The organism is Mariniflexile ostreae (assembly GCF_042427585.1).
Taxonomy (GTDB): Bacteria; Bacteroidota; Bacteroidia; order Flavobacteriales; family Flavobacteriaceae; genus Pseudalgibacter; species Pseudalgibacter ostreae.
Map to the genome: position 1 here is coordinate 68583 of NZ_JBHMFC010000033.1, position 15653 is coordinate 84235.

The 15653-nt window shown below is 36.7% G+C and carries 10 protein-coding genes and 1 riboswitch; of the genes, 1 reads left to right on the forward strand and 9 read right to left on the reverse strand.

Going from position 1 to position 15653, the window contains the following annotated elements:
- From ACFFU9_RS08795 to ACFFU9_RS08825, 7 genes are all read right to left on the reverse strand, one after another.
- The gene (locus ACFFU9_RS08795) at positions 1 to 756 is read right to left on the reverse strand and encodes a hydroxymethylpyrimidine/phosphomethylpyrimidine kinase (protein ID WP_379861036.1); all 756 of its coding nucleotides are present in this window, start codon (positions 754 to 756) and stop codon (positions 1 to 3) included.
- Complete coding sequence (locus tag ACFFU9_RS08800) at positions 746 to 1336, reverse strand: thiamine phosphate synthase (RefSeq protein WP_379861037.1); 591 nt, start codon at positions 1334 to 1336, stop codon at positions 746 to 748. The genes ACFFU9_RS08795 and ACFFU9_RS08800 overlap by 11 nt, the downstream gene beginning before the upstream one ends.
- A 113-nt stretch (positions 1337 to 1449) precedes the next feature.
- A complete protein-coding gene (gene thiC, locus ACFFU9_RS08805) occupies positions 1450 to 3309 on the reverse strand; it encodes a phosphomethylpyrimidine synthase ThiC (protein ID WP_379861038.1) in 1860 nt (619 codons plus the stop codon).
- 88 nt (positions 3310 to 3397) lie between these two features.
- Complete coding sequence (gene thiS / locus ACFFU9_RS08810) at positions 3398 to 3604, reverse strand: sulfur carrier protein ThiS (protein WP_379861039.1); 207 nt, start codon at positions 3602 to 3604, stop codon at positions 3398 to 3400.
- A 104-nt stretch (positions 3605 to 3708) separates the two neighbouring features.
- Positions 3709 to 3804: riboswitch (TPP riboswitch) on the reverse strand.
- 119 nt (positions 3805 to 3923) lie between these two features.
- On the reverse strand, positions 3924 to 5774 hold the full coding sequence (locus tag ACFFU9_RS08815) for a M1 family metallopeptidase (RefSeq protein WP_379861040.1): 1851 nt from the start codon (positions 5772 to 5774) through the stop codon (positions 3924 to 3926).
- Between the two features lie 153 nt (positions 5775 to 5927).
- The gene (locus ACFFU9_RS08820) at positions 5928 to 7535 is read right to left on the reverse strand and encodes a S8 family peptidase (RefSeq protein WP_379861041.1); all 1608 of its coding nucleotides are present in this window, start codon (positions 7533 to 7535) and stop codon (positions 5928 to 5930) included.
- A 34-nt stretch (positions 7536 to 7569) separates the two neighbouring features.
- Positions 7570 to 8430, reverse strand: a complete 861-nt coding sequence (locus ACFFU9_RS08825; protein ID WP_379861042.1) for an MBL fold metallo-hydrolase — start codon at positions 8428 to 8430, stop codon at positions 7570 to 7572.
- 652 nt (positions 8431 to 9082) lie between these two features.
- Between ACFFU9_RS08825 and ACFFU9_RS08830 the strand changes: the two genes are divergently transcribed.
- Entirely contained in the window at positions 9083 to 10951 is a 1869-nt protein-coding gene (locus ACFFU9_RS08830) for a cation:proton antiporter (protein ID WP_379861044.1), read from the forward strand.
- Positions 10952 to 11046: 95 nt separating this feature from the next.
- Here ACFFU9_RS08830 and ACFFU9_RS08835 read toward each other — a convergent pair whose 3' ends face one another.
- Together ACFFU9_RS08835 and glgB are read right to left on the reverse strand one after the other, a co-directional pair.
- Positions 11047 to 13452: a glycoside hydrolase family 31 protein gene (locus ACFFU9_RS08835; RefSeq protein WP_379861045.1), complete on the reverse strand. Its 2406-nt coding sequence runs from the start codon at positions 13450 to 13452 to the stop codon at positions 11047 to 11049.
- Positions 13453 to 13737: 285 nt separating this feature from the next.
- Entirely contained in the window at positions 13738 to 15648 is a 1911-nt protein-coding gene (gene glgB, locus ACFFU9_RS08840) for a 1,4-alpha-glucan branching protein GlgB (protein WP_379861046.1), read from the reverse strand.
- Positions 15649 to 15653 lie beyond the last annotated feature (5 nt).

The window sequence follows — 15653 nt, forward strand, 5'->3', positions numbered from 1 at the left end:
TTATAATTTATAATGTGTTCCCAATAACGAGGTATTGGAATTTAAAAAATGTTCTGTATAGTATTTTGCGTGTTTGCAGGCATCTTCTAGTGGTATGCCTAAAGCGAGTTGGCTCGCTAATGCAGAAGCCAATACGCAGCCGCTGCCATGTTTTTCTGAAACCTTGCTAACATTAGGTGGGATGTTTATCATCACGATACCGCTATGGTATAAGGCATCCCAGCCTTTTTTATGTGGCCTATGTCCGCCTTTTAGGTAGATATTTGTGGTTTTGGATATATGATTTAAGGTATCTTGGATATTTTTTTCCGGATATAAATACTGAATTTCATCATAATTTGGCGTAATGATATAACAGTGTTTTAAAATAAAATCGAATGGACTTTGATTTTTAGTCGTATGAAAATCAAAACCTGCACTGGCTTTAAAAATGGGGTCTAAAACAATTTTTATATTAGAATTTAAACGGTGTAGTTTTTCTAAGATGCGCCCTAATGTTTTCCAAGACGGTATAAGTCCAATTTTAACGATATGGATTTCAAAACGATCAAACAAAGCATCTATTTGCGACAAAATAACCGCTGTATCCATCCAGACACAATGTTTAAAATCTACATCGTTTTGAACCGTAATAGCAGTACAAACCGACAACCCGTAAAGGCCATGTGCTTCAAAGGTTTTAATATCTGAAGTTAAGCCCGCACCAGCGCTTGGATCGTGTCCTGCTAGGGTTAATATATAGGTTTTAGTGTTCAAAGTGATGGTTTATTTTTTTAAAAATTTCAACAGGATTATCCGCATTCCAAATACTGCCTAAAACGCCTACACCCTTAAAACCCAATGCTTTAAATTCTGCTAGGTTATTTAAAGTGGCACCGCCCATTCCAATGATGGTTTTATCAATAGGATTCACATTAAAGCCACGACCTTTATAACCTACTTTTGAAATAGAAGAAAACACAGGACTTAGCAAGTGATAATCGAATTCGAAGTAGCACTGCTCTATAGTTTCGGGTTCATGAAACGATGCACTTATCGTTTTACCAAACATATTAAGGTCTTTAAAATACCGCCCCGGATTATCTATGCATTCGATTCTTTTTTGTTCTTGAAAATGAATGCCTTTTAAATTGAAGTCATTTATCAATTCATGACAAGAATGAATGACTACTCTATTGTGATATTTTGGATCGATTTGATTTAAATATGCACGATGTTGTGCGTTATTTTTATGTGGTTTTCTTAAATGATAGTAGTGTAACCCTTCTTGAAATAGTTGATTTAGAACGTCTATTTCGTTGGGAACATCATTTTCTGGTGCTATTACGATTATCATTTTTTTTGAGTTAGGGATTGCAGTGAAAATCCTTTTGCTTTTTTGCAAAAGATTGTAACGGAAAGCCCGCCCCCGCTTTTTTATAAAAGCGGGGGAACTTCCTGATGCTTGTTTTACAAATATACTTCAGAACCTTTATCTTTAAACTCTTTTGATTTTTCTTCCATCCCTTTTTTAAAGACCTCGTTGCCTTTAATTTCGTTTTTAGCAGCAAAATCCCGAACTTCTTGAGATATTTTCATAGAGCAGAATTTAGGCCCGCACATAGAGCAGAAATGGGCAATTTTTGCACCATCGGCTGGCAAGGTTTCATCATGATATTCTAAAGCGCGTTCTGGGTCTAAACCGAGGTTAAACTGATCTTCCCAACGGAATTCAAAACGTGCGGTACTTAATGCATTATCCCTGTGTTGTGCACCGGGATGACCTTTAGCCAAATCGGCAGCGTGCGCCGCTAATTTATAGGTAACAACACCTACACGAACATCTTCCTTATTAGGTAAGCCTAAGTGTTCTTTTGGCGTAACGTAGCATAACATGGCACAACCAAACCAACCAATCATGGCGGCACCAATACCAGAGGTAATATGATCGTAACCTGGGGCAATATCTGTTGTTAATGGCCCTAGTGTATAAAAAGGGGCTTCATCGCAAACTTCAATTTGCTTTTCCATATTCTCTTTGATCATGTGCATGGGCACGTGGCCAGGTCCTTCAATAAAACATTGTACTTCGTGTTTTCTTGCAATTTGCGTTAACTCACCTAATGTTTCCAACTCGGCGAATTGTGCTTCGTCATTGGCATCGGCAATAGAGCCCGGACGTAAGCCGTCTCCTAGAGAAAAGGCAACATCGTATTGCTTTAAAATTTCGCATATATCTTCAAAGTGCGTGTATAAGAAGCTTTCTTTATGATGTGCTAAACACCATTTGGCCATAATGGAACCCCCACGAGAAACAATACCCGTAACCCGATTGGCGGTCATGGGCACATAACGTAACAAGACCCCCGCGTGAATGGTAAAGTAATCGACGCCTTGTTCGGCTTGTTCAATTAAGGTATCACGGAAAATCTCCCAAGTTAAATCTTCAGCCACGCCATTCACTTTTTCTAAAGCCTGATAAATAGGTACTGTGCCAACCGGTACGGGGGAGTTGCGTATAATCCATTCGCGTGTTTCGTGAATGTTTTGGCCTGTAGATAGATCCATAATATTATCGGCGCCCCAACGGCAGGCCCAAACGGCTTTTTCAACTTCTTCTTCAATAGAAGAGGTGGTTGCCGAGTTTCCGATGTTGGCATTGACTTTTACCAAGAAATTCCGACCTAAGATCATAGGTTCTGCTTCGGGATGATTAATATTGGACGGAATTACAGCCCGCCCTCTTGCTACTTCTTGGCGAACGAATTCTGGAGTGATTTTGTCGGGAATAGAAGCTCCAAAGTGTTCGCCTTTGTGCTGCTTTCTAATCTCTGTCATCGCCTCCATACGTTGGTTTTCACGAATGGCGATATATTCCATTTCTGGCGTAATGATTCCCTTTTTGGCGTAATGTAATTGAGTAACATTGCGCCCTTTTTTAGCTCGTAGCGGTTTTCTTAATAAGGAAAAACGCATGTGGTCCAGGCTTTTATCCGCTAAACGCTCATTGCAATATGTAGAAGAAAACCCGTCTAGCTCTTCTACATCATGCCGGTCTAAAATCCATTGTTCTCTTAGTCTTTCTATCCCTTTGTGGATGTTAATGTCTTTGTTTGGGTCTGTATAAGGCCCAGAAGTATCATAAATCGTTATGGGTTCATTTGGCGTTAGTTTTCCCGTTAAAGAATCTTTGGTGTCGCTTAAAGAGATTTCTCGCATGGCCACAGCAATGTTTTTATGAATGTTTCCTTTTACGTATATTTTTTTTGAATTAGGAAAAGGATGTCTTGTTATTTTTCCTTCTTTTGGGGCAGTATCCTTATTTTTCATTCTTTTAAAGTTTTAATTAGATAGCATATAATATAAGCGGTGCTACAGTATTATTAGTTTTAGTGTTAATTTTTTAATTGAAAAGGGTTTAGCCGCCTTGGGTGGCTTTAATAATAAGAATAGAATCGTTAGGTTTTACTCGGTGCTGTTCCCAGGAACTTTTAGAGATAATTTCATTGTTTACAGCAATGGCGATGCCATCACTAGACGTATTCAATTTTTGAAGTAATTGATGGAGGTTTGCACACGCTTCCATTTCAATCGGAGTGTCATTTACCAGAACATTAAGCATCATAATAGCATTAAAAGTTAATAATTGTCTATGAAACTTAAGGGAAATGTTCTTTGAACTGTATGATGTTTATAACATCATACATAGAAAAGGAAGACTGCTTTTACAGCTGTTCTTTAACTTTTTCCTACGTAAGTATTAACTTAGTCAGGTTCAAAGGGTATTTCTCAGTTCTATATTTTAGAACACCCCTAAAGTTTACCTTACAAACCTATTAAAAATATATTGGATAATAGACGTTTAACCGAAATTATATTTTAAAAAACAAAAGCTCCCATTTTCTTAAGAAATGAGAGCTTTTGTCTTTTAGGAAAAAAAAGTATTATTTTTTGTTATTGGATCGATCACTATCCGCCATAAAACCCGAGGGGTCAATTTCCACAGACTTTACAACTTTTGATGCTTCAAAACTATAAGTAGGGTATGCCCAAGCCCAATCTTTAATAATGGTAGCAGATGTGGGCTTTGTACCGCGCATCATCCGTAAAGGAATATAAAAGTTTTCTATAGTATTATCCATATACGTTACTTTTAAATCTAAGGGCATAGGCATGGCACCGATACGCTCTAAGGCTATGGTTTTGCCATTAACGCTGCTTATACCATAATCGATGGTGTTAGTGGTTTGGGCAAAATCTGTTAAATACCACCCCAATTGTAAGCCCGAAGTTTTTTCGGCAACACGTATAAAATCATTCGGTGTAGGGTGTTTATAGGCCCATGCATTAAAATAATTTTTAAGCGTTTGTTTCAGGTTGTCCTCGCCCATAACATAAGCAAGTTGTGCTAAAAACACGAGGCCTTTGTTGTAGGTAGAAATACCATAAGAACCGTTAAAGTGATATCTATCGGCATGGGTGGTTAAAGGCTGTTCTATAGCAGAGTTCGCCAATTGAATATAACTGGCATAGGCATCCTCTAACGGGTTATCTTTCTTGTTTCCGGTAAGGTCATTTTCCGCTAGGGTACTTATATAACTGGTAAAACCTTCATCTACCCATCCGTGCTTAGACTCATTAGTGGCTAATAAAGATTGAAACCAAGCATGCGCCAATTCATGAGCGGTAACACCAAATAAGCTACCAAATTTACGTTCTCCGGTAATAAGCGTACACATGGCATATTCCATGCCTCCATCGCCCCCTTGAATAACCGAATATTGCTTATAAGGATAAGCCCCAATGTGCTTACTGAAATACTGCATAAGTTCCACAGTTTTGGGTTGTAAACGCTTCCAATTATTCTTTATTTTCGGATTGTTTTTATATAAAAAATGCAATAAGGGGCCGTTTGGCACTTGTGCCGTATCATGTATATAATCTGGATCTGCCGCCCAAGTAAAGTCGTGTACATTTGGGGCTTTGAAATGCCAAGTAAGTTTATCGGTATTAGGCCTGTTTACGATTTTTGTTTCATATCCATATCCAATTTCATTAGGATTTTGTAAATAGCCAGTACCGCCAACAATATAATTCTTATCTATGGTTAATTTTACGTCAAAATTGCCCCACACACCATGAAATTCTCTACCAATATAAGGATCTGCGTGCCAGCCTTCAAAATCATATTCTGCCAGTTTTGGATACCATTGCGCCATAGATAGTGCAACACCTTCAGCACTATCTCTTCCCGAACGTCGTATTTGTAAGGGCACTTGGGCGTCAAAAAGCATCTCTAAAGTTACGCTTTCTCCGGGCTGTATGGGTTGTGCCAAATCTACTTCCAAAATGGTACCTACGGTTTTATGAGTAACAGAAACCCCATTCTGCATTAATGCATTTACATTTATATATCCAATTTCGTCTGGAGCCAATTTAGAAATGCGATCGGCCACTCTAGGGTCTGGGTCTGGAATGGTACGCGAGCGCACATCCATTTCACTTCCTGGCTGAAAAGCATTAAAGTATAAATGATAGAAAACACGATTTAAAACATCGGGAGAATTATTGGTATATACTAAAGTTTGCTTCCCTTTGTACTGATAGGTGTTTACATCCATATCAATAATCATTTTATAATCCACATGCTGTTGCCAATAAGTGGAATGCGGTGTAAAGTGTGCTGTGGGTGGTTGGGGAATATTAAAAGAAGTATCAACTGGCGTGGTGGCTTTAGACGTGTTGCACGACCATACAAGAGAAATGCAAAAAACATAAATACAAAAACGTTTCATAGAACTAAAATTTAAAATGGTTTTAAAACTACAAGATTTCCAACATGATCCGATACCTGTAGGAACATGTTGAAAATCTTATAGGCAATTTAGATTACTGATGCCGCTTAAGTATAGCTTTATGTTTTATTGCTAAAGTGCGACAGTTGCCTTTTATTTAGACATTTGGTCAGCCATAATCAATGCATTATAAGCATTTACTATTTTTCCAGATGTAGTGATCTCTTTAAGCGTTTTTACATTTTCAGGATCACCACCTACAACCACCTTTGATGTAATAGGAAGACCAGAATCTAAAATAATACGCTTCACTTGTGCCGCTGTTAAACTCGGATAATAAGAGCGAATTAATGCTGCTACACCAGCTACGGCAGGTGCTGCCATAGATGTTCCTCCTTTTGTGTCATATTCATTCTCTGGCGTAGTAGAATAAACTTTAGCGCCAGGAGCAAATACATCTACATTATGTTTTCCGTAGTTAGAAAAACCAGCTAATAGATTTGCTCCATATTTGGGTTCTAAAGCCCCTACTCGAATATAACTATTGGAAATCTCTTTAAAATCTATATTATCGTCTGGAAAGTTTGGAATAACATCTACATCTGCAGAATCGTTTCCTGCGGCATGTACAAATACGACGTCGTTATTATCGGCGTAAGTAATGGCATCTCTAACCCAGTCACTATGTGGTGAAAAACTTTTCCCAAAACTTCCGTTTATTACTTTGGCACCATTGTCTACGGCATATCGAATAGCTAATGCCACATCTTTATCATACTCATCCCCATTAGGAACAGCACGTATAGACATGATTTCAACATTATTGGCAACGCCGTTGGCACCTTTACCATTGTTTCGTACCGCTGCAATAATACCTGCCACATGCGTGCCATGGCTTTCACTTTTCTTAACCGGTTTTACATTTCCGTTACCATAAGATGTATTGCTCATATCATCTGGATCATCGCCAGTTTTTCTCCCACTAAAATTTTTGTTTAGATGAAAATTTAAGCGATCGTTGATGCTTTCTAGGCTACTGGTAATTTCTTTTTTTCCTTCAGATAATGAATGTAAACCATTCGAGTACATGAAGTTTGCAACTTGGACGGCTTTATCTAAGTCTTCATTATCCGTTTGGATAGCATTAACGTCTTCTTTGCTATAATCTGCTTTGCCTAAATGCTTAGTAAGCGCATCATCAGCCATTGTTATTTGCTGTAGAATCTGCTCGTAATTTACTTTGTAATTGGAGTATTTTTGATAGCTTTCATCATATTCGGCTTGTGCTCTGCTATAATCTGGATGGCTAGTATCGCCCTTAGCCAAAATACGAGTAAATTCTAATTGCTCATCATAAGTATCTCCTAGAAAGTTCCAGCCGTATACATCGTCAACATAACCATTATTATCATCGTCTATGCCATTGTTTGGTATTTCTCCTTTATTGGTCCAAATAACAGCATTAAGATCTTCATGATCGATATCAATACCAGAGTCTATTACAGCAACAATAACGGTTTTACCTTTTTTGTTTTTTATAATTTCGGCATATGCTTTATCCACACTCATCCCTGGTATGGTGTCTTGTATTAAATCTAAATGGCCCCAATTTTGCTTTTCGGCATCCGTTAAGTCAGATTCTTTTAAAGTAATATTATCAATATTTTCAACAGGAGTCGATAGAATATTGGCAGTACCACCGCAGCCATAAAAGAGCACGGCTACAAAGGCTGATAGTATTACTGTTTTAATAGTTTTCATGTGTTTTATTTATTAAGATTTAGTCATTTTTTTATTAATGGAAGAGGTCTTGAGTGCGCCATACCGTATCTAGTTTAACACCACGATCGCTATGTTTTACAGTAATGATTTCATTATGGGCGTCATGCTCTAAGAAAAGATAATAATTATGGTCTGCCGCAATATTCAAAAATAATTCTTTTTCGTCCATACTCAGCAATGGCCTAGTATCGTAACCCATAATGTAGGGCAGGGGCAGGTGGCCAGCTGTGGGCAATAAATCGGCCATAAAGGCTATGGTGTTATTTTTATATTGAATTAAGGGAATCATCTGTTTATCGGTATGTCCATCTGCAAAAAAGATATCGAAACCCAATTCTGAGTTTTTAAGAATTTTATCGTTGGGAAGTGAGGTGAATTTAAGTTGCCCATTCTCTTCAATAGGTAAAATATTTTCTTTTAAAAAAGAAGCGCTTTCACGTCTATTAGGCTGCGTGGCCCATAACCAATGGTCTTTATTGCTCCAAACCTGTGCGTTCTTAAAGGCGGGTTCATAGCCTGTTTTATCTTTGTTCCATTGAATGGCTCCACCAGAGTGATCAAAATGTAAATGCGTCATAAAAACATCGGTAATATCATCTCTGTGGAAACTATGTTTTTTTAAAGAACGATCTAAATTGTCATGGCCCCATTGATAATAATAACCAAAAAACTTATCGGATTGTTTGTTGCCCATTCCGGTATCGATCAATATCAGTCTGTCACCATCTTCAATTAGTAAACAGCGTGCTGCGATATCGATCATATTATTGGCGTCGGCAGGATTGGTTTTTTGCCATAACGGTTTGGGCACCACACCAAACATGGCGCCACCATCTAGCTTAAAATTACCTGCTTGTATTGCGTATAAGTTCATAGACGTGCTAAAATTAAGAAATCTATTGATTATGCTTGGCTGTGTTAAGAATATATTAAGAACTCCTTTACTAAAAAGAACTTAATAACACAAAATTACCTTTAAATACGCATTAAAGCCCCCTTATTTTGAATAGATATTGCATGTTGCTTTATAAAATGGGGTTTTCTGATATTTTAATCTTGATGTGTTGCCTTTTGGTGTAATTAATTTAATATTATAGCATGCATGCGTTTTAAAAATAGATTTAGACGGGATGTATTTCGATTTAAACGGACTTTTACATCACCTATAATTTTATGAAATAAAGAATTATCATTAATTTAAGTGCGTTTAGGCTGTGTTCACCTCTTGTAGCACACCACGTGACGTCTAAAGATGCGTAATTTTTAATCCCATTTTATTTATTTAAAACCTTAGTTAAGAGCAGGCTTATAGGTACTTTGCATTTAAAGAAGTGTACCAATGATAGTGCTTAAGGCTCTTTTTACGGTATTTTTTTAAAAAACAATAAGATAGCATTCCCTTTTTAATATCAGAATTTTATTATGTTTTTAATTTTGTTGATCTATTAATTTAAAAAAGAACATATGATTAAAAACATAAAACCGTCCGTTTTATTTATTTTAGTGCCCTTATAAGGTTTTAAAGGATGATAGAATTAGGAGGAATTGTTATTTTAGGAATATTAGCGCAGTGGGTGGCTTGGAAACTCAAAATTCCAGCTATTCTGCCTTTAATCTTAATCGGGTTATTGGTAGGGCCTATTGCGGCCGAGTATTTAAGTGAAGATGGCAGTAAATGGATTGAGCCTATTTGGAATGGTAAAAAAGGATTGTTTCCAGGGGAGAGCTTGTTTTATTTTGTGTCGTTAGCGATTAGTTTGATCTTATTTGAGGGTGGACTAACCTTAAGAATGGGGGAAATAAAAAATGTAGGACCTGTAATAACAAAATTGATTACCATGGGCTCTATTGTTACTTTTTTTGGAGCAGCAATTGCAGCGCATTTTATCTTTTATTTAAGTTGGGAAATTTCTTTTTTGTTTTCAGCTTTAATTATTGTTACAGGACCAACGGTTATTACGCCTATTTTAAGGAATATACCCCTTAAGAAAGATGTCTCTACCGTATTAAAGTGGGAAGGTATTCTAATTGATCCAATAGGAGCTTTAGTAGCGGTTTTGGTTTTCGAATTTATAAGTGTGGATGCCGGAGGGGAATTTACTAAAACGGCTTTTATAGAGTTTGGTAAAATCGTGTTGTTCGGTTTTACTTATGGATTTACCTTTGCACACGCTTTAAATTTTGCCATTAATAAAAACTGGATTCCCCATTATTTATTAAATGTATTTGCTTTAGCTGCGGTTCTGGCAGTTTTTGTGCTTTCCGATGTTTTTGCGCATGAGTCTGGTTTATTAGCTGTTGTGATTATGGGTATGGTTTTAGGCAATTCAAAATCGCCTTATTTAAAAGAACTTTTATATTTTAAGGAGTCCTTAAGCGTATTGCTGATATCTATTCTTTTTATTTTACTTGCAGCAAATATCAATATGTCGGAGCTTTTGTTGATACTCAATTGGAATACAGTTCTATTATTTGCCATTGTGGTTTTTGTTTTAAGGCCGCTAGGGGTATTTATTAGTACAAAAGGCTCTAAGCTAAAACTAAATGAAAAACTTTTTATCAGTTGGGTAGGGCCACGTGGAATTGTTGCTGCAGGTATAGCCTCCTTGTTTGGCTTAAAGCTTGCTAAAAATGGCGTTTCAGGGGCAGAGTATATCACGCCTTTGGTTTTTATGATTGTTTTAGGCACCGTTTTACTAAATGCTACAACGGCACGATTATTTGCAAAAATAGTAGGTGTGTTTCTAAAGAAATCTGATGGTATATTAATTGTAGGTGCTTCAAAAGTATCTCGATTACTGGGGCATTATCTAGAAACAAACGGAAGGCATGTGGTGCTTATTGATAGTAACGAAAGAAATATTGATAGGGCAAAGGAATTGGGTTTAGAGGCTATGGTAATCAATATTTATTCTGAAACCTTAATGGATAATATCGAATTAAATGATGTGGGCTATTTATTGGCATTAACAAGAAACTCTGATATTAACAAATATGCCATTGGTAAATTTGGTGAACGGTTTGGTGAAAATGGAACATTTAGATTAGTAACCTCACAAGAGGTTTTAAGTGGTAATACCCAAAAAGAAGGTGTTTTTCCTTATAAAGAAGATTACAATTCGTTAAGCGAACTAACGAGGAAACACCCATCCATCCAAGAAATCGATTTAAAAGATAAAGCGCATTATGATAGTTTAATTAAAATAACAAAAACCGGTAAAGATATTGTGCCCTTGTTTATTAAAGATGCAGATGGAGGATTGCATATTATCTCCTCAAATAGCTTAAACATTGAAGATTTAGAGGATGGTTCTCAATTGGTCTATTTAGGAAAACCTTTTGATGTTGAAAAAGTACAGGACGTTAAAGACCATAAGAATGACGATGAAGAATAGCTAAGCGTTTTAGTTTTTTTTCAGTAAAAATAAAGCTTATAAAAAAAGCCTCACTTTTTTAAAAGTGAGGCTTTTTGCTTAGTAGTATATCTGAATTACGCCATAATATGCAATTCTGTAAACTCTTTATCTATAATTAAGGTGTTATCATCACCATTAAGGTTAAGGTCGTTAAAAGAGGTCTCAACATTGTCAATTTGAATGGTTTTAATTTTAAATGGTAAGCCATGAATGTTTAATTTAAAGGTTTTGTATGTTGTCATAAATTTACCAGATTTATGTTGTTGAATAATCAACTCATTTTCTTTACCCTGTAATTTAAAATTCCTTAAGCTATAACGTCCTTTTTTATAATCGTAGCCATCGGTGGCATCTTCATATACCTGAGAAGATTCTTTACCATTTTTGAAATAGACATCGATTAACAGTTCATCGATTTCTTTTTCACCTACATATTGTTGTATAGGATATTTAGGAATCATGGCTCCAGACTTAATAAAGATAGGCATACTATCTAAATCTGCATCTACCCATAATTCTTGACCACCAGTAACAATTTCATCTGTCCATAAGTTAAACCAATCGCCTTGTGGGAAATACATACGCCTTCCTTGTTGGTTTGGGCCGGTTATAGGGCAAACTAACATTTTTTCTCCAAATATAAACTCATCATTTCTATAGTGGGTATGTGGATCGGCTTGATCATAAAGTACTAACGACTTCAGTATAGGGATTCCTTCTTCTACATACCTCCAAAAGGCGGTGTACAAATAAGGAAGCAATTGGTATCTTAATTCAATAAACTTTCTTACAACATCTGTAACGCTTGTCCCAAAGGTCCAAGGTTCCTGTTCGCCGTGATCTCCAGAAGAGTGTGTTCTACAAAAAGGGTGAAAAATACCAAGTTGAATCCAGCGGGCGTAAAGTTCTCCATTAGGTTGTTCTGCAAAACCTCCAATATCAGATCCTATAAATGAGAATCCAGACATGCACATACGTTGCGCTTGTAAGTTGGCAATATTTAAGTGGTCCCATGTTGCCACGTTATCTCCAGTCCAGCTGGATGTATAGCGTTGGGTTCCAGAATACGCCGCTCTTGTTATTACAAAAGGTCTTTTAGGGTATGAGAATTTTTTAAGTCCTTGATAAGTAGCTCTCGCCATCTGCATACCATACACGTTATGCGCTTTTCTGTGGCTACAACGGTTACCATCATAATCATGTCGAACATCATTTGGAAACGTTTTTCCTGGTACGTCCATCACGGCAGGTTCGTTCATATCGTTCCAAACCCCTTTTACACCAATATCTTCTACAAGTTCTTTAAATAAGTTAGACCACCATTCGCGCACTTTTGGGTTTGTGAAATCTGGAAAATAACATTCGCCAGGCCATACTTTACCTTTCATGTAAGGACCATCGGCACGTTTACAGAAGTAGTCGTTATCGAGGCCTTCTTTAAAGACCGAATACTCCATATCTATCTTAATCCCTGGATCGATAATAACAATGGTTTTAAAGCCGTCGTCTGCCAATTCCTTAACCATTCTTTTAGGGTCTGGGAAATGTTCTTTATTCCATGTAAAACACCTAAACCCATCCATGTAATCGATATCGAGATAGATGGCGTCGCAAGGTATTTGTAACTCTCTAAACTTTGCAGCTATCGCTTTTACATTCGACTCTGGGTAATAACTCCATTTACATTGGTGGTAGCCCAATGTCCAAAGGGCAGGCATTTCATGGGGTTTTCCTGTTAAATCGGTATAGTTTACAACAACATCAGACATTTCTGGACCATAAATGAAATAATAGTTCATTTCGCCGCCATGCGCCCAAAAACTTGTAATGTTTCTGCGTTCGTGGCAAAAGTCAAAAAACGTACGAAAGGTGTTATCGAAAAAGATACCGTAAGATTTTTTGTTATGTAATGCGGTATAAAATGGAATGGTTTTGTAAATGGGGTCTGTGTCTCTGCCGTAAGCGTAAGAGTCTGTTACCCAGTTTTCAAAACGTTTTCCTTTTAAATTATTATCCACAGGTTTATCCCCTAAGCCGTAGTAACTTTCTCCGGGTTGTGCTGTTTTAGACATTTTTACAACATCGCCCCCAAACTCATAGCTTTCTTCCCAATGGAAACCAAGCTCATCTTCACAAATTAGGGAATTGTCTTTAACATCGTAAATAGCAACCCTCAAGTCTAACTTAGAAACGTGGCAAATTAACTTTGATGTGGTGATAATGTAATGGTCGTCATCTTCAGATACTTCAAGAAAATTATAACCTCTACTGGCGTGTCGGCTAATGGCATAAGAAAAGTCATTTTCAAAAATGCCTGTAGTTGTATATCTAAATCTTAAAACACTATCGCGTTGTACAGTAACATGTAAAATAACATTGTTTTCTGTTGTAAAGACTAAAGTGTCTATATGTTTTTGGTAGGACACTATTTTTGCGGGAAACATGTTCCCTTTATATTCTAACTCTGTATTTAAAATCATATTATGTGCAAGTAAACAATAGTAATTGGCGAAATTAATAAAATTAAAACACCTCCATGGTCTTTTTTTAGTAAAAAAAGAAATTAGCGCGATTTAAAACGCAAAGCATCAACGGTATAATTAAATAAAACTCAGAATTTTAAAAAACAAATTTCACTTCTTTTTAATTTTGTTTTTTGAAACTCAATTAAAATCGAGAAGCGTATCAGGGGCTGTTACCTGATTAAGCTTTTTGATTAAGATTGGTTTTTATAATGGTCTTGTTACATGCTTATATCTATAAATCTAAGGTTTAATTTCAAAAACCGTTACAGCTAGAGGGGGTAAAGTAAGTTCTGCCGAAAATTCTTTTCCGTTCCACGATTCCTTTTTAATAGTTATTTGTTTTTTATTTGATACACCGCTGCCTCCAAAAGCTTCTAAGTCACTATTAAAAACCTCTTTAAGCTTTCCTTTTGAAGGAACACCTATTTTATAATGCTCTCTTACTGTAGGTGTTAAGTTGCAAACAATAACCACATGGTTTTCGGCTTTATATCCTTTTCTTATATAGGAGATTACACAGTTTTCATGATCGTCATAACTAATCCATTCAAACCCTTCATCCGAAAATGCTTTTTCATAAAGTGCGGGTGTTGTTGTGTAAAATTTATTTAATGCTTTATAATAATTCTGCATATCTTGGTGGGGCTTAAACTCCAATAAATTCCAATCTAAGCTTCCTTCAAAATCCCATTCGTTATATTGGCCAAACTCGCTCCCCATAAATAAAAGCTTGGTGCCAGGGTGTGTAAACATATAGCCATAAAGTAAACGTAGGTTTGCAAAACGTTGCCACTCATCGCCGGGCATTCGACCCAAAATGGAGTTTTTACCATACACGACTTCATCATGTGAAAGGGGCAGCATAAAGTTTTCTGTAAAAGCGTAAGCTAAACTAAAGGTAATATCATTTTGATGGTGTTTTCTGTACACAGGGTCTTTGGCAAAATACTCAAGGGTATCGTGCATCCATCCCATCATCCATTTCATCCCAAAACCTAAACCACCAACAAAGGTGGGCTTAGAGACCATAGGAAAAGCTGTGGATTCTTCTGCGATGGTTTGAACATCTGGAAAAGAAGCATAAATTTCTTCATTAAGTTCTTTAAGAAAACTGATAACCGCTAGGTTTTCCCTACCACCATAAATATTTGGTTCCCATTCGCCATCTTCTCTAGAATAATCTAAAAACAGCATGGATGCTACGGCATCCACACGCAAGCCGTCGGCATGGTATTGATCCATCCAAAAAGCGGCATTACTTATTAAAAAGGAGCGGACTTCATTCCGTTCATAATTAAAAATCAAACTTTTCCAATCTTGGTGATAGCCTTTTCTTTTGTCTGGGTGTTCATATAAATGTGATCCATCAAAAAAGCCTAAGCCGTGTGCGTCTTCTGGGAAATGTGAAGGCACCCAATCTAAAATAAGACCGATACCATTTTGATGCAGTTTGTCTACTAAATATTTAAATTCTTCTGGATATCCGAAGCGTGATGTTGGAGCGAAATACCCTGTAATTTGATATCCCCATGAAGGATCGTAAGGGAACTCCATGATTGGCATTAGCTCTACATGTGTAAAATTCATGTCTTTTACATAATTTACTAAATCATCAGCAAGTTCATAATAAGACATAAAGCGATCTTCTTCAAGATGTTTTTTCCAAGAGCCTAAATGGACTTCATAAACAGAATATGGTGCATCTAAGGCATTGTTCTTTTTACGGGTTTTCATCCAATCGGCGTCTTTCCACTTATAGTCGTCATCCCAAACAATAGATGCTGTTTTTGGCGGATGTTCATAACGCCTGGCATAGGGGTCTGCTTTTTCGGTTTTTATATTGTTATTATGGCTTTGGATTTTATATTTATAAGCATCACCTTTTCCGATAAGTGGAATAAAACCCTCCCAAATACCACTGGAGTCCCAACGAACATTTAATTGGTGCTCGCCTTCCATCCAGTAATTAAAGTCGCCAATAACAGACACTTGTTTTGCTGTAGGAGCCCAAACAGCGAAATAGACACCATCAATACCGTCAACCGTAGCCAGATGCGATCCAAACTTTTCATAAAGTCTGAAATGCTTTCCTGCTTTAAAAAGATTGATATCAAACTCTGTAAATAAACTGTGAACTTTTACTTGTGCCATAGATT

Bases quoted from the DNA above. Each gene is read 5' to 3' on its own strand.
- glgB (WP_379861046.1), bottom strand. From the start codon at position 15,648: ATGGCACAAGTAAAAGTTCACAGTTTATTTACAGAGTTTGATATCAAT.
- ACFFU9_RS08820 (WP_379861041.1), bottom strand. From the start codon at position 7,535: ATGAAAACTATTAAAACAGTAATACTATCAGCCTTTGTAGCCGTGCTC.
- ACFFU9_RS08800 (WP_379861037.1), bottom strand. From the start codon at position 1,336: ATGATAATCGTAATAGCACCAGAAAATGATGTTCCCAACGAAATAGAC.
- thiS (WP_379861039.1), bottom strand. From the start codon at position 3,604: ATGATGCTTAATGTTCTGGTAAATGACACTCCGATTGAAATGGAAGCG.
- ACFFU9_RS08835 (WP_379861045.1), bottom strand. From the start codon at position 13,452: ATGATTTTAAATACAGAGTTAGAATATAAAGGGAACATGTTTCCCGCA.
- ACFFU9_RS08815 (WP_379861040.1), bottom strand. From the start codon at position 5,774: ATGAAACGTTTTTGTATTTATGTTTTTTGCATTTCTCTTGTATGGTCG.
- ACFFU9_RS08825 (WP_379861042.1), bottom strand. From the start codon at position 8,430: ATGAACTTATACGCAATACAAGCAGGTAATTTTAAGCTAGATGGTGGC.
- ACFFU9_RS08830 (WP_379861044.1), top strand. From the start codon at position 9,083: ATGATAGAATTAGGAGGAATTGTTATTTTAGGAATATTAGCGCAGTGG.
- thiC (WP_379861038.1), bottom strand. From the start codon at position 3,309: ATGAAAAATAAGGATACTGCCCCAAAAGAAGGAAAAATAACAAGACAT.